At 56.0% G+C, this 20,511-nt stretch carries 15 protein-coding genes; 9 read left to right on the top strand and 6 right to left on the bottom strand.

All coding sequences use genetic code 11. The features are described from left to right. Nucleotides 1-36: 36 nt before the first annotated feature. Both ACUN8H_RS06725 and ACUN8H_RS06720 read right to left on the bottom strand, forming a co-directional pair. The gene (locus ACUN8H_RS06725) at nucleotides 37-1,470 is read right to left on the bottom strand and encodes an aspartate aminotransferase family protein (protein ID WP_445531377.1); all 1,434 of its coding nucleotides are present in this window, start codon (nucleotides 1,468-1,470) and stop codon (nucleotides 37-39) included. Nucleotides 1,471-1,541: 71 nt separating this feature from the next. Further along, nucleotides 1,542-3,038 carry an NAD-dependent succinate-semialdehyde dehydrogenase gene (locus tag ACUN8H_RS06720; protein ID WP_445531376.1) on the bottom strand — a complete coding sequence of 499 codons (1,497 nt, stop codon included), beginning with the start codon at nucleotides 3,036-3,038 and terminating at the stop codon, nucleotides 1,542-1,544. Between the two features lie 376 nt (nucleotides 3,039-3,414). On the opposite strand from ACUN8H_RS06720, the gene ACUN8H_RS06715 reads away from it, so the two are divergent. After that, nucleotides 3,415-3,909, top strand: coding sequence for a hypothetical protein (locus ACUN8H_RS06715; RefSeq protein WP_445531375.1), 495 nt, complete (start codon nucleotides 3,415-3,417; stop codon nucleotides 3,907-3,909). Then, nucleotides 3,873-4,625 (top strand): diguanylate cyclase, encoded by a 753-nt coding sequence (locus tag ACUN8H_RS06710; protein WP_445531374.1) that lies wholly within the window; start codon nucleotides 3,873-3,875, stop codon nucleotides 4,623-4,625. Before ACUN8H_RS06715 ends, ACUN8H_RS06710 begins: the two co-directional genes overlap by 37 nt. Before the next feature lie 20 nt (nucleotides 4,626-4,645). Here the strand turns inward: ACUN8H_RS06710 and ACUN8H_RS06705 are convergent, their stop codons facing one another. From ACUN8H_RS06705 to ACUN8H_RS06690, 4 genes are all read right to left on the bottom strand, one after another. Further along, entirely contained in the window at nucleotides 4,646-5,122 is a 477-nt protein-coding gene (locus ACUN8H_RS06705; RefSeq protein WP_445531373.1) for an Lrp/AsnC family transcriptional regulator, read from the bottom strand. 8 nt (nucleotides 5,123-5,130) lie between these two features. Next, nucleotides 5,131-6,162, bottom strand: coding sequence for a N(2)-acetyl-L-2,4-diaminobutanoate deacetylase DoeB (doeB, locus tag ACUN8H_RS06700; protein WP_445531372.1), 1,032 nt, complete (start codon nucleotides 6,160-6,162; stop codon nucleotides 5,131-5,133). A gap of 38 nt (nucleotides 6,163-6,200) precedes the next feature. Next, nucleotides 6,201-7,400 (bottom strand): ectoine hydrolase DoeA, encoded by a 1,200-nt coding sequence (gene doeA, locus ACUN8H_RS06695; RefSeq protein WP_445531371.1) that lies wholly within the window; start codon nucleotides 7,398-7,400, stop codon nucleotides 6,201-6,203. Nucleotides 7,401-7,669: 269 nt separating this feature from the next. Then, complete coding sequence (locus ACUN8H_RS06690; RefSeq protein ID WP_445531370.1) at nucleotides 7,670-8,677, bottom strand: DNA topoisomerase IB; 1,008 nt, start codon at nucleotides 8,675-8,677, stop codon at nucleotides 7,670-7,672. A 164-nt stretch (nucleotides 8,678-8,841) separates the two neighbouring features. Here ACUN8H_RS06690 and ACUN8H_RS06685 point away from each other — a divergent pair, with 164 nt between their 5' ends. The 7 genes from ACUN8H_RS06685 (at nucleotide 8,842) to treY (ending at nucleotide 20,462) form a co-directional block, all read left to right on the top strand. Further along, a complete protein-coding gene (locus ACUN8H_RS06685) occupies nucleotides 8,842-9,777 on the top strand; it encodes a 2-hydroxyacid dehydrogenase (RefSeq protein WP_445531369.1) in 936 nt (311 codons plus the stop codon). A gap of 67 nt (nucleotides 9,778-9,844) precedes the next feature. Next, the gene (locus tag ACUN8H_RS06680; RefSeq protein WP_445531368.1) at nucleotides 9,845-10,564 is read left to right on the top strand and encodes a hypothetical protein; all 720 of its coding nucleotides are present in this window, start codon (nucleotides 9,845-9,847) and stop codon (nucleotides 10,562-10,564) included. Continuing rightward, nucleotides 10,565-11,497 carry a lysine exporter LysO family protein gene (locus ACUN8H_RS06675; RefSeq protein ID WP_445531367.1) on the top strand — a complete coding sequence of 311 codons (933 nt, stop codon included), beginning with the start codon at nucleotides 10,565-10,567 and terminating at the stop codon, nucleotides 11,495-11,497. It begins immediately after the preceding gene. Between the two features lie 456 nt (nucleotides 11,498-11,953). Then, a complete protein-coding gene (gene glgA / locus ACUN8H_RS06670) occupies nucleotides 11,954-13,618 on the top strand; it encodes a glycogen synthase GlgA (RefSeq protein WP_445531366.1) in 1,665 nt (554 codons plus the stop codon). A gap of 28 nt (nucleotides 13,619-13,646) precedes the next feature. Beyond that, entirely contained in the window at nucleotides 13,647-15,536 is a 1,890-nt protein-coding gene (gene treZ, locus ACUN8H_RS06665; protein ID WP_445531365.1) for a malto-oligosyltrehalose trehalohydrolase, read from the top strand. After that, a complete protein-coding gene (gene malQ / locus ACUN8H_RS06660; RefSeq protein WP_445531364.1) occupies nucleotides 15,533-17,674 on the top strand; it encodes a 4-alpha-glucanotransferase in 2,142 nt (713 codons plus the stop codon). The genes treZ and malQ overlap by 4 nt, the downstream gene beginning before the upstream one ends. After that, nucleotides 17,667-20,462, top strand: a complete 2,796-nt coding sequence (gene treY / locus ACUN8H_RS06655; protein WP_445531363.1) for a malto-oligosyltrehalose synthase — start codon at nucleotides 17,667-17,669, stop codon at nucleotides 20,460-20,462. The genes malQ and treY overlap by 8 nt, the downstream gene beginning before the upstream one ends. Nucleotides 20,463-20,511 lie beyond the last annotated feature (49 nt).

The following is a 20,511-nucleotide window of genomic DNA, read 5'->3' as shown; positions in this document are numbered from 1 at the left end:
CACAGGCAGTGGCGCTCAAAAGGTTAAGCCAGGTCATTACACCGTAAAAGCGGCTTCTTGCTGGCCGGTTTTTAGATCGCCCGAGCGAGTAAGCTCATCGGTGACGCGGTCGATGGCGCGTTTAGCGCGGCTAATCATCTCGTCCACTTCACCACGATTAATGGTCAGCGGTGGCGCAAAGCCGAGGATATCGCCTTGGGGCATGGCGCGGGCAATCAGGTTCTCCTCCATCGCTGCTGCCGCCACTCGGGGGCCTACTTTCAACGCAGGGTCGAAGTGCAGGCGCTGCTTGGCCTCAGGTGAGAACTCCAGGGCGGCCATTAAGCCAACGCCGCGCACATCACCCAGCAACGGGTGACCTTCAAAGTTAGCCTTTAATTGCTGCTGGAAGTAAGCGCCGGTTTCGGCGGCATTACCTACCAGGTTTTCGCGCTCGATAATATCCAGGTTAGCCAGCCCTGCCGCACAGCCAAGCGCGTGGCCGGAGTAGGTCCAGCCGTGGCCGATAGGGCCAAACTCACCGGTGCCCTGCTCAAGCACTTGCCAGACTTTCTCACCGACAATCACGCCAGAAAGCGGCTGGTAGGCGCTGGTGAGGCCTTTAGCGATAGTGACCAGATCAGGTTTCATGCTGTAGTGGTGGCTGCCGAAGTCGGAGCCGGTACGGCCAAAACCGCATACCACTTCATCGGCGATCAGCAGCACGTCGTACTTGTCCAGTACCGCCTGAATCGCTTCCCAGTAACCTTCCGGCGGCGGCACGATACCGCCAGTGCCCAGTACCGGCTCGCCGATAAAGGCGGCGACAGTGTCAGGTCCTTCTTCCAGAATCATCGCTTCGAGTTTATCAGCACAAAACGCGGAAAACTCGCGCTCGGTCATGCCGTGCTGCTCGGCGGCGCGCAGATAGTAGTGCGGCGCTTCGGTATGACGAATGGTATCAATCGGTAGGTCGAAGTGGTCGTGAAACGCTTTAAGGCCGGTCAGCGAGCCAGACGCGATGCCCGAGCCGTGATAACCGCGCATGCGCGAGATGACTTTTTTCTTCTGCGGGCGGCCCAATACGTTGTTGTAATAACGCACAATCTTGAGCTGGGTTTCGTTGGCGTCCGAACCAGACATACCGTAGTAGACCTTGGACATGTTCATACCGGCGATCTTGAGGATACGCTCGGAGAGTTCAATTTGCGGCTCGTTAGAGTGGCCCACATAAGTATGGTAGTAAGAGAGTTCAAGCGCCTGCTTATAGATTGCCTCAGCCACCTCGGTACGACCGTAGCCAATATTGACACAGTAAAGTCCAGCAAAACCGTCGATAAACTCACGGCCATCCTTATCCACGATGTTGATGCCTTGTCCGCCGGTAATCACGCGGCCCGGCAAATCGCCGTGGGCGAAATCGCGCAGGTGGGTAGAGGCGTGGAAAGTGACTTTGCGGTCGCGTTCGATCAGATCCTGATGCAAGCTCATAACGTTCTCTCTGTACGGTAAAACTCCCCGCATTGCAGGGAGGGTGTTTTAAATTATTGTCGACTTGGCTATTAGCTGCCTGAGACTGAACCCAGCGCACCCAGACAGTAATATTTCGTTTCAAGGTACTCATCAATACCCGTGGCGCCACCTTCACGGCCAAGGCCGGACTGCTTCACACCACCGAAGGGTACCGGCGGGCCGGTCATCTTCACCGAGTTGACGCTGACCATGCCGTACTCAAGTGCACGCATCAGCTTCCAAATGCGGCGGATATCGTGGGTGTAGATGTACGCAGCCAGGCCATATTCAGTGTCGTTGGCCATTTCGATGACTTCATCGTCAGTGCTATACGCGGTAATACCGGCCACGGGGGCAAAGTTCTCTTCCCGCCACACTTTCATTTTGGGCGTGACGCCGGTCAGCATCACCGGCATGAAGAAGTTTTCACCCGGCGCTTGGCTTTGGTCACCGCCCATCATTTTGGCGCCTTTGGAAATAGCGTCATCGACAATCGCCGCCGCTTTTTCGACTGCCTGACGATGAATCAGCGGGCCAAGGTCGATCTCACCCTGCAGGCCATTGCCTACCGTCAGTGCCGCCATGCGCTCGGCGAACTGCTCGACGAATTCATCATGAATGGATTCGTGTACCAGAATGCGGTTGGCGGCCAGGCAGTCCTGCCCCGCCGTTTGGAATTTGGCGTCGACCGCTGCGTAGGCGGCCTGTTTTGGGTCCATATCCGGCCCCACAATAAACGGCGCATTTCCACCCAGCTCCAAGGAAAGCCGCTTGACGGTATCGGCACTCTGCTCGATCAGCAAACGGCCGACTCGCGTGGAACCGGTAAATGAGAGGGCCCGAATACGCGACTCGCTGCATAGAATCTTAGAGACTTCCGCCGGGTCACCCAGCACGACGTTGAAAATGCCCGCCGGGATTCCCGCGCGCTCAGCCAGTTCCGCCAGCGCCAACGCCGAGTAAGGCGTCTCATTAGCCGGCTTCACAATTACCGGGCAACCTGCGGCCAGCGCGGCGGCAGCTTTACGGGTAATCATCGCCAGCGGGAAGTTCCACGGCGTAATCATCGCGGCAATACCGACCGGCTCTTTAATGGTACCAAGCGATGCATTAGGAATATGGCTGGGGATGGTCTCGCCGTAAGTGCGTTTGCCCTCTTCGGCGAACCAGCGCACGAAGCTTGCGCCATATTCCACTTCACCACGAGCATCGGGCAGTGGCTTGCCCTGCTCCAGCGTCATGATGGTGGCGAGGTCTTCACGGTTGGCTTGAATCAGGTCATACCAAGCCAGTAAGCGTTCACAGCGCTCGTCAGCCCGCAGTGCCCGCCAGTGAACGAAAGCGGCTTCTGCGGCATCGACTGCAGCGGTAATTTGCTCGGCTTCCAGCAGCGGAATATGGCCAATGGCTTCATTGGTAGCAGGGTCATAAACCGCTTCTTCGCGGCCACCTTCACCGTGGGTCCATTTGCCGTCCACATAGGCGTACTGGCGGAACAGACGCGGGTCTTCCAGGCGTTTAGCAAGCGTGGTCGATAGTGTGGTCATGAAAACCTCTCCTTTAATGCAGTCTGAGCGCTGCAGCAACTGTATGGCAGTGTCAGCAAGCACTCATTGCCTTGCCATCGAATGCACCCAGATTAACGGAGAGGCGACACGAAGTGTTTTCGAAAACCGAGACTTATCACGCGACTTTTTTTGTCGGTGCGCGTTTGGCAGTGGTTTTTTTTGGTGAAGCATGCATTTAACGCGTCGAGACAACAATGTAGCTCTTACATTCAAAGCTAAACAATTGTTGCCAATAAATATTTCAGCACCACGTGGGTAATTTCTCGGTTAAGCTTGGCTTCTCTTTAATAACGTTAGCCTTACCGCTATAACAAGGCGATGACGTTACTGTTTGGCGAACCGTGTGAGGGTGAACGTGTTTCGACTTTCCTATTACCAACAGCTCTCACAACGTATCGGTACAACGACGGTACGCCACAAGTACGATATCGACCGTCACGATGTGCGTCTGCGGTCGCTGCATTTGCATACGTCACTCCTCGCACTGTTCTATTTTTCTTACACGCTGGTCGATATTTTTTTGCTGCCAGATGTCGCTATGCGTTCGGTGTTACTACGTTTGCTCATCGTCGGGCCACCCACCGTCATGCTGTTTGCCTATTACAAGCGCTCTGTTTCGATACGGCGCAAAGAGCTCGCCGCTGTGTTGGTGGTATGCCTTGCCACGGTGGTGTGGTGCGCCGTTCTGCTCGGCTCAAAAAACCCGCAGGTCTTGGGCTACTTTTACGCGGGCTTGGTATTTCTAATGGTGCTGACCATTGTCCTCATCCCGCCTTTTGAATACGGCCTCTACGGTTCGTTATTCGTCTTCGCATGCCTGTATGCCTGTATGCCACGGTCGGTTTTTTAGCCGGGGCTAACAGCCGCTATGTGATGAACCATCTAGCGTTGAGTGTTCCAGCGCTGGTATTGACGTTGATGGCCAACTACCGTTTTTGCGCAGAATCGCTGCGGCTCTACTTGGAAAACGTGAGTGTGGAAACACTGCGCGAAGAGCTGGCTGCACGCAATGCAGAGCTTGAAAGAATTTCCCACATCGACCCACTCACAGGGCTTGCCAATCGCCGCGCCCTTGATCGCTATGCGGCGGCGTTACAGCAACAGCCACCCAGGCAAAGCTACCTTGCGGTCATTATTGTCGATGTGGACTATTTCAAAACCTTTAATGACTATTATGGCCACGCCGAAGGGGATCGCTGCTTACGCGCCATTGCCAGCGCGATCCGCACCGCCTGTGACAACGATGATGTAGCGTGCCGTTTCGGCGGCGAAGAGTTTCTCATTTTACGTTCCGAACACAGCCCGCGGCCACACTATGCCCTCGCTCTCGCGGAAAACATTCGCCAACAAGTAGCCAGTTTGGCTATTCCCCACCAGCCTACTCAAGAGGGTAAGGTAACGGTCAGCGTGGGCGTTTGTGCTGGGCCATTCGACCCGGAAACAGAGCTCGAAAGACTGATAAAAACCGCTGATGTCGCGCTTTATGAAGCCAAGCGCGAGGGGCGCAACCGGGTGCGCTACGGCTCAAATGTGACAGGTAGCGCCCTTCCTCCGTTACCGACTTAGTGCGTTGATGCCGGCAACGCTTAGTAGCCCACGTCGCTATCGATGCCAATTGGCTCACGTTTGACGGTCTTGGTGACGATATAGGTAAAGTAGCGTTCAATGCCCGCTTCAGACACCAGCCACTTATCCATCAAACGCTGATAGCTATCGATGGTGCGGGCTTCAAACTTCACGAGGTAGTCGACGCCGCCGCCCACCGCCACACACTCGGTCACCTCAGGGGTTTGCATGACCAGCGATTCGAAACGAGAGAAGCTTTCGGCGTTATGCTGCTTGAGTTCGATCTGCACCCAAACGGGATTGCGTGGTACCAGCACGTCCGCATTGATACGGGCGGTGTACCCTTCGATAATCCCCGCCTTTTCCAGCCGTTTCACCCGCTCCCAGCAGGGGCTGACCGAGAGATTAATCGCCTCGGCCAGCTTGGACTTAGTGATCCGCCCGTCACGGGAGAGGATATCGAGGATTTTTAGATCGTACCGGTCCAGTTTCATCATGCCAGGCGCTAAGCCTCCAGGCGTTCAACAACATCGGCGATCACCGCCAAGGTGTCTCCCATATTGATGAGCGAGGGCGCACGGCGGGCCATCAGAATGCCGTCGCGCTCGGCTTTGTACGCCACCGGGGCGGTACCGCTGCGGGTCATGTCATACACGTAGGCAATGGTTTGGCCCTTCTTCACTTCGTCGCCCAGCGCCACCAGTAGCTCTAATACGCCTGAATGCTGACTCTGCACGTAACAGCTGGCATCGGGCATATCGAGATACATCTGCCCGCCTTCGGGCATCGCCACTTCACCCTCTACCAAGCCGTAATGGATTAAGAAGTTGCGTACACCGCGCTCGGCAATGGTGATGCTTTGCGGCGTTGAGGTACCGCCGCCGCCCAGTTCGGTAGCCACAAACACTTTGCCCTGGCGCTCACAGGCAGTGTCGAAGAGTCTTTCCGCGTCCAGCTCGAACATCACCATGGCATAGGGGGCACCAAACGCTTTTGCGCCTTCCAGCGCGGACTGCTGCTGCGCTTTATTATCCAGCACATGGGAAGCGCCAAAGGGTAGAATATCCAGCGTGCGACCGCCCGAATGAAGATCCAGCACCACATCGCTCATGGGCACCAGTACGCGGGTAAAGTAGTCGGCAATTTGCGGCGTCACGCTACCGTTGGGGTCGCCGGGGAAGCTACGGTTAAGGTTGCCCTTGTCCATCGGCGAGGTGCGCTTGCCCGCCATCACCGCCGGAGTATTCATACAAGGCACGATAATCACGCGGCCAGAGACGTCTTCCGCTTTTAGCGTTGAAGAGAGCTTTAGCAGTGAGGTAATGCCTTCGTACTCATCGCCGTGGTTGCCGCCGGTTAATAGCGCGGTGGGGCCATCGCCGTTTTTAATCACCGTGACGGGGATCATCACCGCGCCCCAGGCCGATTCATCGGTCGAGATCGGCAGTTTTAAAAAGCCGTGCTGAACACCGTCGGCATCAAAATCCACAGTGGCGGAAATGGGGCTTGGCCGCAGTTGGCTCGGTTGATTGGTCATGGAAGGTTCCTTTTTACAAACAGCTACTTAACAAACCGCTACTTAACAAACAGCTGGCGCGGAAAATTGGCCAGGGTTTCGCAGCCATCGTCGGTAATCAAAATACTTTCGGTAATTTCCAAGCCCCAATTTTCCTCCCAGAGCCCCGGCATAAAGTGAAACGTCATACCCGGCTCCAGAATAGTGTCATCGGAGGGGCGTAGACTCATGGTGCGCTCGCCCCAGTCGGGGGGGTAAGAAATACCAATCGGGTAACCACAGCGGGCGCCGCCACGGTCAAAACCGTATTTATCCATGGCAGCACCCAGCGCCATGGCGATATCCGCCGTGCGGTTGCCAGGTTTGGCCACCGCCAAGCCATTTTCGATGCCTTCCAGCAGCGCAGATTCGGCACGGATAAAGTCAGTGGGCGGCGTCCCCAGGAAAACCGTGCGTGACATCGGCGCATGGTAGCGCTTAAACACACCAGCAATCTCAAAGAAGGTGCCCTCGCCTTTGCGAAACGGCGTGTCATCCCATGTCAAATGGGGAGCCGCAGCGTCTTTGCCCGTGGGCAGCATGGGCACAATGGCGGGATAGTCACCGCCAAACACTTTGCCGTTCCCATCGACAAAGCCTTCGATGCCGACGCGGTAAATTTCCGACACCAGCTTACTCTTCGGCAGGCCGGGCTCGATCACTTCCAAAATACGCGAGTGCATGCCCTCCACTATTTGGGCGGCGATGCGCATGTAGGCAACTTCTTGAGGCGATTTAATCGCCCGACACCAGTTCACCAGCGCATTGGCATCCATAAAACGCGCATGGGGCAACTCTTTTAGCAGGCTTAAATACGCCTTAGCGGAGAAGTAGTAGTTATCCATTTCCATGCCGACGACGCCCAAATGCCAGCCTCGATCGGGCATGATTGACTGAGCCAAGTATTCCATCGGGTGCATGTCCGGATTCTGCACGTAGTAATCCGGGTAGTAGGTAATGTTGTCGGGATCAATCCAGCAGGTGCGCAGCGCACCGTTGGCATCCATGCGCCGCCCAAACCATACCGGCTCGCCTTCAAGGCCCACCAGCACACACTGATGTACATAAAACGACCAACCGTCGTAGCCGGTTAGCCAAGCCATATTGGAAGGGTCACTAACGATCAATACGTCAATGCCACGACTGGCCATTTCAGCACGCACTTTCCACAAGCGGGTAGTGTACTCTTCGCGTGTGAAAGGCAGGGAAACCTGAGTCATCGGGCAACTCGCCATTATGGATCACTAAGAACCAGCGCACTGCCTACTATAGGCACGCAACGCTGGGCCACAGGATCGACCTGGCCACCACCGATCAGGCGTCGGGGTTGCATCTGCTGAGCTTGCAGCAGGCCCGCCAATGTCGTCTTGACCCGATACTAGCACCGACCCTTGGTTAACGGTCAAAGGCTTTATAACAAAAGTTGCTTAAAAGATGAGGAAACGTGCATATTTATTAATCGCCTACGGCCAAATCTCGCTTGGTTAACCTAGGCCTCGCGCTTTAATCGACTGCGCAGTAATTCGAGCACAGCACGCTCATCGGGGCCGGTGAGTTCCTCTTTTTCAAGTTCGGCTTCAATCAATTGGCGAAAATGCTCCAGCGTCCGGCCATCCAGGTAACTTTCCACGACGCGAGGATCAATGTAGCTGGCTTTGGCGATACTGGGCGTATTACCCAGTTTCGAAGCAACGCGTTCAACCGCTTGGCGAACGTTGGCCTGGCTAGCCTTCTCGTCGTCGCCCAGCCCCAGCTCTTCCAATGCGAGCGCCGCGATTGACGTACCCGCCCAGGTACGGAAATCTTTGGCACTAAACGCCTCGCCCATTACCTCGTGGATATAGTCATTCAAATCGTGGCTATCCACGCGCACCTTATGGCCGTTTTCATCGAAGTATTTGAAAATTTCGTACCCTGGAGTGTCGTCGAGTTCCGCAACGACGCTGGCAAGACGTGCATCCTCCACGACCCGGTGCTGGGTTTGGCCACTCTTGCCTTGATAATCGAAAATCAGTTCGTCGCCCTCGATGGTTAAATGCTTTGCGCGCATGGTGGTTAACCCGTAAGAGTCATTCTGTTCCCGATAACGTTCACTGCCAGGACGAAAATAGGCGCTATCGATCAGGCGAACCATACAGGCCAACACTTTGTTGCGTGGCAACCCGTCAAGCGTGAGGTGCTGGCCGGTAATGCGCCGCATCGAGGTGAGCTTTTGAGCGAAGGCCACCATGCGATCAAACTTCAACGCTTCGCGCTGCTCCCGCCACTCAGGGTTATAGATATACTGTTTGCGCCCAGCATCATCGCGCCCCGTGGCATAGATGTGGTGGCGACGATTGAGTACGATCTCTACATCATGCCAAGCAGGCGGAATCGCAAGTGAAGCAATCCAACTGCGCCATGACTTATCCTTGAGCGTTTGATTACCCGTGGTGCGATAGGTGAATCCCTTGCCACAGCGGTGGCGTGTCACCCTACGGGGAGAGCGTGTGGTCATGGTAATGTCCTTTTCCAAGGCCTGTCACAGTACGCGCAGAGCGCATTCACCTGTCACTGAACAGGATTGTTGCCACCATCAACGCTGGGCGTCCCTTGCAGCGCTAACCCTACCTCACCCATGATAGCGGTTAATCAACCATTAGCGATGGAACCGGAGGCGAGATGAAAATTGTGGTGCATATCGATGAAGCTGCGCAGTGGCAAACGGCGCTTTCTGAGGCGCTGCCTCAAGCAACCGTCGTGACCAGCGAAGCGCCAGCGGACGAGCGCAAAAATGCTGACTACCTTGCCGTTTGGAAAGCGCCCGCGCACCTGCTGCAAGAACAGAACCAGCTTAAGGGCATCATTAATCTGGGCGCCGGCGTGGATTACCTGCTGAAAACCCCAGGACTACCCAGTGATGTACCCATTGTAAAATTACGCGATGCGGGTATGGGCGAGCTGATGGCCGATTATGCGCTGTATGGTGTACTGCACTTCTACCGCAGTATGGATCGGTACGCGCAACAGCAGCAAAGTACCAAGTGGCAACCGCAAGCGGTGGTCGAGAAATCCCAATGGCCGGTGGGTGTGCTTGGCCTGGGCGCGATCGGTGGCTTTGTGGCCAGCGCTTTGCAACAAGTGGGTTTCCCCGTTTTGGGTTGGAGTCGATCACCCAAGAAGATCAGCGGTGTGCACTGCTTCCACGGTGATGACGGCTTAACCGACCTGCTTGGCCAAGTGCAAAGCCTAGTGACCATTTTGCCCGATACCGCCGCTACTAAGCACATTCTCAACGCTGAGCGGCTGGCTCAGTTGCCCAAAGGCGCTAGCGTGATTAATCCTGGCCGGGGCAGTTTGATCGATGAGCAGGCGCTGTTAGACGCACTAGGCAACGCTGGCCAGCCAGGCCACTTACGGGGAGCACTACTGGATGTTTTCCAAGAGGAGCCGCTGCCGGAAAGCAGCCCTTTATGGCAACATCCCAACGTGATCATCACGCCGCATATGGCCGCCCCCACACCGCTGAATGATGCCATCGACCAGGTCATTTCCTACTTACATGCCTTTGAGTCAGGCGAAAAGCTTGCCACCGTCAACCCGGAGGCGGGCTACTAGCGCGCTGGGAACCAAGTGCTGGCTATAGGCTCTTAGGACGATACTGTTTTTAATTGAGGAAAGCCTCTTGGCCAATGTTTTCGCACGACAGTCTAGCCGCTTACTGGCAGGGCTCGGTTTGAGCCTTGCCGCCCTTGGGTTAAGTGGCGAAGCACTAGCAGCAGACACATTCAACGAGCCACGCCCCTTTGAAGCAAAGTATCGGCTTGAAGTACGCGGCTGGCCGGGGGCCACGATTACCCATCGGCTTACGAAGGAGGATAGTCACTGGTTAAGCGACATGCGTTTTTCGATTACCGTGGCGCGAGGACAGGAGTTCAGCCGATTTGCTATCAATGGTGATGAGACCCAGGCGCTGCTGTTTAATAGCAGCTATTCCGTGTTAGGCGTCGGTGACAGCTATCAATTGAACGAAAGCGATATTCCCAGCTTAGATCGGCAAACAGCACTGTTTGATTTATCGCGCCGAGCGGGGCATGAAAATTGCACTGAAATCGCCCCCTGCGAGATCGAGTTCGTCGATCAAAAAGGCCGGGATGAGCACTTCCAATACTACGTGAATGAAACCAACGACAACGCACCTGACACCATCCGCGTGCCTGCCGGTGAGTTTGAAGCACTGCAGGTATCATTGATCGATATTGAGAAACCTGACCGCCTACTGCAACTCCACTTTCACCCAGACTGGCCCGGTTTGATCCTGTCTGCGGTGTACCAAAAAGAGGGTAGCCGCGAAACGCAGCTGACGTTAACCAACTTCAACCCAGCCGGGGGAACGACGCCCTAAATGTTTTCAGGTTTATTGATTGTCTTATTGCCACTGGTGCTTGGCTACTTGGTGCCCGTTCGTTCTCCCCAGGTGCAACACACTATAAACCGAGCCGTTAGCGGCTCGGTTTATATGATTCTACTGTTAATGGGGGTGAGTTTGGCAGGGTTGGAAAACCTGGCCAGCCAATTTTCACGCTTAGGTGGTAATGCATTATTACTATTTAGTATTACCACGCTTTTCAACCTGGCGGCGCTTTGGTGGCTGTCGCATCGCCTGCCCTTTAAAGCAGGCGATTCGCCAGTGGTCAAGGACGCGCCTACGAGCAAACTGGCCGCTATGCAGGGGTCAATTCTGCTTGTGGCCGTCGTGGCAGGTGGCGTGATCATCGGTCTTTTATTAGGCCCAACGGTGGGTGAAGCGCTGTTCAACACCGCGGATCTTCTCGCCGAATGGGTGCTCTACTTGCTGTTGGTATTAATTGGCTGCCAGTTACGCAACTCAGGTATGCCGCTTAGGCAAATCCTGATCAATCGAATGGGGCTAGCGATTGCGGTGACGCTGGCTATCAGCTCTTTACTGGCAGGTTTAGCCGCTGCCCCACTGCTCTCGCTTCGGTGGAACGAAGGGCTCGCTATGGCGTCAGGCTTTGGTTGGTACTCGCTTTCAGCTATTTTAATTGGCGACCAGCTAGGTCCGCTGATGGGTGGCGTGGCGTTTTTCAATGACCTCACCCGGGAGCTGCTGGCATTTATCTTGATTCCATTGGTAATTCACCGCCATACCGCGCTGGCTATCGGTTACGGTGGGGCGACATCCATGGACTTCACACTTCCCGTTATTCAGCAACATGGCGGCGTGGCTTGCGTACCCATCGCCGTGGTGAGTGGGTTTATACTTTCGCTGCTCTCTCCTCCGCTGATTCTGTTTTTTCTTTCGCTGTCGGTGTAGATAAACGGGGCCATGCTTTTTGAGTGCACGGGCCCTGGCAACACTCGCCTAAACGATTAATAAGCAAGTAAAAGCGGTCGTTTACTTTTGTTAAAAATAACAAACAAGCCACTAAAAGAAAAGTAAATATCAACAAAACGAAACCACCCAAACCAGCCTTTATCTTTTATTAAAAAACACAAGCAACCATTTAAAAGAAAACGCTTAATTTTTAAAAAATGAACTCCTTCAGTGTTGCTCGGCTAACCGCAAGGCTTATTTAATACGCTTATTGATGTAAGTTATGGTCGCTTTCCTTTTAGCTAACCTATGATCTCTCAACTATAGTGCTTAAGTAGTGATTTCCAGTGTACGCCTAAAGGCAGGGCAGCCTAAGGCTATGAAAAAGAAATCGCTAATTATTAATGAGTTATGTAGTTATACGGTATTGACCATGGTAATCCAGGGAGGTAGAGCATGGGCGATGTGGCTTTGGGTGAAGTTACTAACGATAAAAGCATATCGAAAGAGAATACGTTAGAGAATGAAGAAAAAGAGGGGTCAAGACGCCCTCTTTCTACCGTTCTCGCTAACCAAAAAATACTAAGACATCCTTTAAAACAAGCAGTAATCGATCAAAGGGATGATAGTAACGATCGAAGCCATAAAGATAAGCTCGACGCTTCCCAGCGCATTTTATTTGTTACCACCGAGATTACCGATTTCGTTAAAGTCGGTGGTCTGGGCGATGTTTCATCTGCGCTTCCACGCGCCCTGGCAGCACATCACGATGTCCGTGTCCTGATTCCTGCTTATCGGGAAATGATTCAGTCTGAGTATGACATCGTGACGGTGGGTCACGTACCCGCTTTTGCAGGATTGCCCGCTTGTGATATTGGCCAGTTAACCTGTCGCGATGGACTGATTCTCTACGTATTGCTATGCCCAGAACTGTACGAACGTGAGGGCACACCCTATGGCCGGGGTTCAAGCGGCTATGGTGATGGCCAGGATGAGGGCTGGAAGGATAACGATATCCGTTTTGCCAGGCTATCGCGGGCAGCGGCCGATATCGCATTGGGTAACGCGGCACTTGATTGGCAGCCTCAACTGCTGCACCTCAATGATTGGGCGTGTGGTCTAGCCCCCGCCTATCTTCATTGGCAGGCGCAATCCATTCCGACCATCTTTACCATTCACAACTTGGCTTACCAAGGCGTGTTTGATGCTTCGCGCCTTGAGGTACTCGGCATTCCCGACGCAGCGTTTAACATCGATGGTGTTGAATACTATGGGGATATTTCCTTTATGAAAGCGGGAATCGTCTATGCCTCCGAAGTAACCACCGTCAGCGCGACCTACGCCCAAGAGATCACCACGCCTAAATTCGGCTGTGGATTAGATGGACTGCTTCGCTGCAAAGCTGAACAAGGCCGCTTGAGCGGGATTCCCAATGGTATTGACGACTCCTGGGACCCGCGTACCGATAGCCATCTGATTCAGGCCTTTTCTTGCAACGATTGGCGCGGCAAACGGGCCAACGCAGAGTATGTTCGCCGCCACTTTGGGCTCACCCCCAGCCAAGGCCCCTTGTTTGCTGTGATCTCGCGCATGGTGCATCAAAAAGGGCTTGACCTGACCATCGAAGCCGCAAAGGCGATTGTTCACGCCGGCGGCCAAATCGTCTTTATGGGTTGCGGTGAACAGCATGTCGAGGAAGCGCTGCGTAAGCTAGCCATTCGTTTTCCTGGCGCTATCACTGCCTACATCGGTTTTGACGAGTATCAAGCCCGCTGTCTCTTTGCAGGGAGTGACTTCCTACTGATGCCTTCGCGCTTCGAGCCATGTGGCTTAAGCCAACTCTATGCCCAGCGCTTCGGCTCGCTGCCTATCGCCCACCGCACCGGCGGTCTGGCCGATACGATCGAGGATGGCGTGACCGGTTTTCTGTTCGACGACATGCAGTTCGGCAGTTACATGCACGCTATCCAACGCGCTTTCGCGGTCTACAAATCGACCGATCTGTTCAACGCTATGCGTGGCGCCGCGATGACAGGTCGCTACCACTGGAAGCAGTCAATCGTCCCGTACAGCAAGCTGTACCTGCAGGCGCTTGAAAACGAAGCGACAGTGGCCCAGTGAGAGCGACCCGGCAAGCGAGGTAGTCAGCATGTTTGGAAAGACTCAGCGCCAAAAGACTAGGCTGCAAAAAACCAAGGGGCAAGAAACCACTCCGCAAAAAAATTGGTTTCAACCCACCTTTGGTGCGCACGTCGTCGAGCAAGATCGCACGCAGTTCAGGTTATGGGCACCAGGCGCTCGACGAGTCGACGTAGAGGTCGAGGGGTTGCACAGTGCCACCATGACGCCTGGTGACGATGGCTGTGTCACGGCGGAGCTCGCCTGTGGGCATGGTGATCGCTATCGTTTTCGTATATTTGCAGGCGACGATGAGCTTGGCAGCCTGGTACCCGACCCCGCTGCGCGTGCTCAGGCCGGCGATATCGACGGCCCCAGCGTGGTGATCGACCCAAGCCACTATCAGTGGAAAAACGTTGATTGGCAGGGGCGCCCCTGGCACGCAACCGTGCTCTACGAACTGCATGTCGGCATCCTAGGGGGCTTTAACGGTGTGCGCCAACACCTGCCCTACCTAGCCGAACTGGGCATTACCGCTATTGAGTTAATGCCGGTGTCTGAATTTCCCGGTGCGCGTAACTGGGGCTATGACGGAGTGCTTCCTTACGCCGTGGAAGCTTCCTACGGCAGCCCAGACGACATGAAAGCATTGATCGATGAGGCGCACTCCTACGGCCTGATGGTGTTTCTTGATGTGGTTTATAACCACTTCGGCCCCGACGGTAACTACCTAGCCAACTACGCTGGGCCTTTTTTCCGCGAGGATATCGTAACGCCTTGGGGCCCCTCGATCGATTTTCGCCAGCCGATGGTACGCCGCTACTTCATTGATAACGCCTTGATGTGGTTAACAGAGTACCGGTTGGATGGCCTACGTTTCGATGCCGTTCACGCCATTAGCGAGCAAGACTTCCTGGTTGAAATGGCCGAAACGGTTCGCGCCAGACTCGACCCAACGCGACATGTTCATCTCGTGCTGGAGAACGAAGGCAATACCTCCAGCCTGCTTAACCCACAGCAATTTACCGCCCAGTGGAATGACGACTGGCACAACGTGATGCATGTATTGCTGACCGGCGAGCAAGAAGGCTATTACAGCGACTTTGTCGATGACGCCACGCCCCGCTTGGCGCGCTGCCTCAGCGAAGGCTTTATTTTTCAAGGGCAGCGTTCGCGCCATGGTCATGCCCGGGGGGAGCCCAGCGCCCACTTGCCGCCCACGGCCTTTGTCGCGTTTCTTCAGAATCATGACCAGACCGGCAACCGCGCGCTCGGCGAGCGGCTAAGCGTACTCACCGATGCCGAAACGCGGGCCGCCGCCGAGGTGTTACTGCTGCTATCACCCATGATTCCCCTGTTGTTTATGGGCGAAGAGTGGGGCTCTACGCGACCCTTCCTTTTTTTCACCGAACATAACCATGAGCTTGCTCAAGCGGTTCGCGAAGGGCGACGGGCAGAATTTTCCGACTTCAGTGACTTTCTTGACGAAACGGCGCGCGAGCGCATACCTGACCCCAACGCGCTGACCACGTTCGAAGCCTCAATTCCCGACTTCGCCGCGCGGGAGACATCGCCTTTCGCTGCCTGCCTAGCACGCTACCGCACGCTATTGGCACTACGCCACGAACATATCGTACCGCGCTTACAAGACGCTAAAGCGCTGGGCACCAAGGTCCTGGGTGATGAGATGCACGGTGACAAGGCAGTGCTCGCCCGCTGGCGCATGAATGACGACACCCACTTGGTGATAGCACTCAATCTAGGGCAGCAGCCGGTGGCCACGCCAGGGCTGGGCGTCGGCCAGCTACTTTATGAAACCGCTGACGGAGCCGCCAGGGCCGCGGAGAGTGGTCGGCTGCCACCCCGCGCCGCCGTGGCTTGGTTACAACATAACCCAGGGGCCGAGGAGATATGTGCATGAGTGCGTCGTTAAAAGAACTCGCCGAAGCGGCTGGTTTACTGCTTGAGTGGGAAAATAGCGATGGCGAGCCCTGCCAGCTTCCTGAGCAGGTTCAATGCACCCTGCTGGAGATTCTCGGCTATTCGACGGCGAACGAATCAGCAATAAAAGAAGGCCTGCAACGTTTGCAACGCCTGCATGCACCGCAAAACCCTGCTGAGTGGCCTCCGCTGATTACCGCTGAATGTGATGCGTCTATTACGCTGCCCTCTCCGCTGCCCACCGGCACTGCGTTTACCCTGCAGCTTGAGCAAGGCGGTTCCAAAGAGGGTTACCTCGACGATGACGGTGCACTGCCAAGCATTACCGCGCTTGGCTATCACCAGTTGCAGATAGCCGATGCCGAACTGACCATAGCTGTCGCACCGCGTCAGTGCTATTCGATCAGCGACGCCAGTGGTGAAACCACGCCCAAACTATGGGGTTTAGCGGCTCAGCTTTACGCGCTGCGCCGCCCCGGCGATGGCGGCATTGGTGATACCTTAGCGTTAGAGCAGTGCGTTATGCAGGCGGCTAAACAAGGCGCCGACGCTTTGGCGATCAGCCCGACCCATGCCATGTTTAGCGCCGCCCCTGAGCGCTACAGCCCCTACTCTCCTTCTACGCGATTACTTTATAACGTGCTGTATAGCGCGGCAGAAACCCTGTTGGGTGAAACCTGCGTACAAGAAGCTCAGGCCCGTAATGGGCTGCAGGCTGAGCTGCGTCGTCTGGAAGCCGATGATTTTCTTGACTGGCCCGAGGCCGCCAGCGCCAAGCTCTCTTGGCTGCGTTATCTTTACGATGATTTTATAGCGCGTGAAGATAAAGACGCCCAGGCCCTGCGCGAACAGATGCAGGCATTTCGCCGTGAAGGTGGCGAAATGCTAGAAGACCACTGCCGTTTTGAAGCCCTACAAAGAGAGATCGGACACGGTGACTGGCGAGAATGGCCGGAAGACCTTCGCGATCCTGCCAGCCCGAAGCTTTCGCATTTCGCAGAGACCCGGGCTGACGAGATCGGTTTTCACGTTTTCTTGCAGTGGATAACGGCCGATGGGCTAGCCCGTGCCCAGCAGGCAGCCCGTGAAAGCGGCATGGCGATCGGTTTGATCGCCGATTTGGCGGTGGGGGCGGATGCGAGTGGCAGCCAAACCTGGAGCCGTCAAACGGATATGTTGGAAGGCGTCTCGATTGGCGCCCCACCCGATCTGTTCAATGCACATGGTCAGGATTGGGGGCTTGCCGCTTTTTCTCCTGATGGCCTGAAGCGCTCAGGTTTTCGCAGTTTTATCGACATGTTACGCAGTGCCTTCGCCCACTCAGGCGGCGTACGCATTGATCATATCCTGGGCTTAATGCGGTTATGGCTAATCCCCCGTGGCGCACCGCCTACTGAAGGGGGGTATCTTCGCTATCCCTTAGACGACATGCTGCGCTTGGTGGCGCTGGAGTCCTGGCGACACCGCGGCATTGTGATTGGTGAAGATCTCGGCACCGTCGCACCCGGGTTTCGTGAGAGGCTTACCGAACGCGGCATATTAGGCATGCAAGTGCTGTGGTTCGAACAGGACGAAGCGCATCACTACTTAGCCGCCAGCGATTGGAACCCGCATGCCATGGCTACCTCCTCGACCCATGACTTGCCCACCGTGGCGGGCTGGTGGGCAGGCCGCGACATTGAATGGCGCAGCCGCCTGGGGCTGCTCAAGGAAACACAAAGTGCTGAAAGTGAACAGCTAGCCCGGCGCCAAGAGCGGGCCAAGCTCGCCGCGACGCTGGGCCTACTGGGCGTGAAGCCGACGACCGAGACGTTGGAAGCAGCGGATATTCCCGCCTCGCAGGTACTCAATGCGTGCGCACGCCACCTAGCCGCCACTCCCGCGCCGCTATTACTGCTGCCGGTCGAGGACGCCCTGGGGCTTGAAGAGCAGGCGAATTTACCGAATACGGTGGATGAACATCCTAATTGGTGTCGCCGCTGGTCATCGGATGCCACCGACCTGCTGATCTCCGATGAAGTTCGTCAACGACTGGCGCTGCTAGCGCGAACGCGCAAAACCACTTCTCAGGGTAAAACGCCATCTTCCTCCCTGTTTGGGAGAGCGACACATGAATGAACTTCTCGCCACGGTGCGCCTGCAGTTTCACCGCGACTTCACCCTCGAGGATGCCGAACAGTGGGTCGATTATTACGCCAATCTTGGCATTAGTCATATTTATGCCTCACCGCTACAGGCGTCACGCACGGGTTCCCCCCATGGGTACGACGGTATCGACCCAACGCGCATTGATCCTGAGCTAGGCGGTGAGGCAGCGCTCGAGCGGCTGGTATCACGGCTGCGCTCCCGCGGCATGGGCCTGATTCTCGATATCGTGCCTAACCACTTGGCGGTGGGAGGCTCTCAAAACCGCTGGTGGCAGAATGTGCTTGCCTGGGGCAATGACAGTCCCTATGCCGAGTACTTCGATATCGATTGGCACTCCACCGGCAAGAAGGTCGCCCCATCGCTTACCGGAAAGTTACTGGCGCCCTTTTTAGGTGATTCCTACGCCGAGATACTGTCTTCAGGCGAGTTGGTGCTCGGCTACGATGCCGACACGGCAGGCTTTCATGTCGACTATCATGAGCACCGCTTTCCTATTGACCCACGCCACTACGGCGACATCCTGCGCTTTGCCGAACATAACGCCCTGCACGAGCAGGCGGCTTTTTTCGATGCCTTACAGCAAAGGAAAGATGCCTATACCGCGGCTGACAATGCGCGTTACCAGCTCAGCAAGGTGATGGAGTCTCCTGCCGCTCAAGAGGCTCTCGACGTGGTCATCGCCCTGTTTGACGGTACCGACCCCAATGGTGCCATTCGCCTGCATACCCTGCTTGAACGCCAGCATTATCGCCTGGCGTGGTGGCGCACCGCCGCCGATGAAATCAACTGGCGGCGTTTTTTCGATGTCACCGAACTGGGTGGGCTGCGCGTTGAAGTACCGGAAGTTTTCGAAGCGGTTCACGCGCTTCCGTTACGGCTGGTGGAGGCAGGCTGGGTCGACGGGTTACGCATTGATCACGTTGATGGACTGGCCGACCCGCGCAGCTATTGCCTGCAACTGCGCCAGCGCTTGGATGCCATCCAGGCAAAACGCCCTAGCGATGTGCCGCGGCATGTCGCCCTCTATGTGGAAAAAATTCTGGGCGATGGCGAAACGCTGCATGACGACTGGGGGGTGGATGGTACCAGCGGTTATGAATTCATGAACGAAGTCTCGGGGTTACAACACGACCCTGCCAGCGCGGCACGACTGCGCAAGCTTTGGCAGGACGTTAGCGGTCGTTCCCCAGACTTTGCCAGCGAGGTGCGTGAGGCGAGGCGCGAAGTGCTGACGACCTTACTGGCCAGCGAATTCAACGCCTGCGCTCGTGCCCTGCATGCCGTTGGCCAAGCCCAGCTCGCCAGCCGGGACATTAGCTTAGCGGCCATCCGACGAGCGCTAGAAGCCTTGATCATTCACTTCCCCGTTTATCGTAGCTATGCCGATGCTGCTGGCCGGCCTGCTGCCGATGCCCCTTTCTTTGCCCAGGCGCTGCGCGGCGCTCGCCAAATGCTAAATCCGCCCGACGTGGCCGTTCTTGAAGCCTTGGAGCGCTGGCTGGGAGGCGAAGCCCCTCAGGACTTTGCGAAAGCGGAAGAGCGCCGATTGCGTCAGCGCGCCATTGTGCGTTTCCAGCAGCTTACTTCACCGGTGGCCGCCAAGGCGGTGGAAGACACCGCGGGGTACCGCAGTGCGGCACTCATCTCACGTAACGATGTGGGCTTCGATGGCGAGCACTTCAGCCACTCAATTGCGCACTTCCACGCGGCGAACCAGCAGCGTGCCCAGCTGTTTCCCCGCGCCATGGTGACCACCGCGACCCACGACCACAAGCGTGGTGAAGATGTTCGCGCCCGCTTAGCGGCGCTCAGTGAACAGGCCGACTACTTTGCAGCGCAAGTGGCGCATTGGCGGCGGTTAGCCGCGCCGCTGCGCCGATCACTGCCTGCTGGGGTAGCTCCCTCCTCCGGTGATGAACTGATTCTCTATCAGCTCCTGCTGGGCGCTTGGGCGCCAACGCTTGACTCACAGGATTCCGAGGCGATGCAGGCATTTACCCAGCGGCTTATTCAATGGCAGCAAAAAGCCATGCGGGAAGCCAAGTTACGCAGCCACTGGCTATGGCCAGATGACACCTATGAGTCGGCCGCGCATGCGTTTCTGAAAGATGTGCTGGCAACGCCTGCACTGTGCGACGCCATTGCAACGACAGCGCGCGCTATTGATCTCCCGGGTGCGCTCAACGGTCTCGTGCAGGCCGTGCTGCGCCTGACCGTACCGGGGGTGCCCGACCTCTACCAGGGCGGGGAATTTTGGGATTACAGCTTGGTCGACCCCGACAATCGTCGCCCTGTTGACCATGGCGCCCGCCAAGCAGCGCTGGAAGAGGCGCTAACGCCGACAGAAGCGCTACCAACGTGGCGTGACGGTCGGGTAAAGCAAGCCCTCATTGCTCGGTTGTTGCACTTACGGAAGCGGCTTCCCCTGCTGTTTGAACACGGTGATTACCGCCCACTTTCAGCCACGGGTGAGCATGCCGACCACGTAGTGGCATTTACGCGCCAACACGCGGGTTACCAGTTGCTAGTGGTAGCTCCTCGGTTAACCACAGCGCTGCTTGCCGACGCCGAGCAGCCGCATATCTTCCCTCACCATTGGGGAAATACTTACTTACAACCGGATGCCGGTGTTTGGCAGGCAGTAATGACGACGTCCTCTTATGCGGTAGGCGAACAGGGTATTTCTATCGAAACGCTGCTCAAGGATTTTCCCCTGGGTGTTTTCCTGCGTGAGGTCGTCACTGAGGGCAGCGTTTGAGTGCCCCCTCCAATACATCAAATTTGCGAAGCATCATTTTTGAAAAACA

It is taken from the genome of Vreelandella sp. V005 (assembly GCF_052645115.1).
The sequence above is the reverse complement of the archived record's forward strand: the minus strand, read 5'-3'. Positions and strand labels throughout refer to the sequence as shown.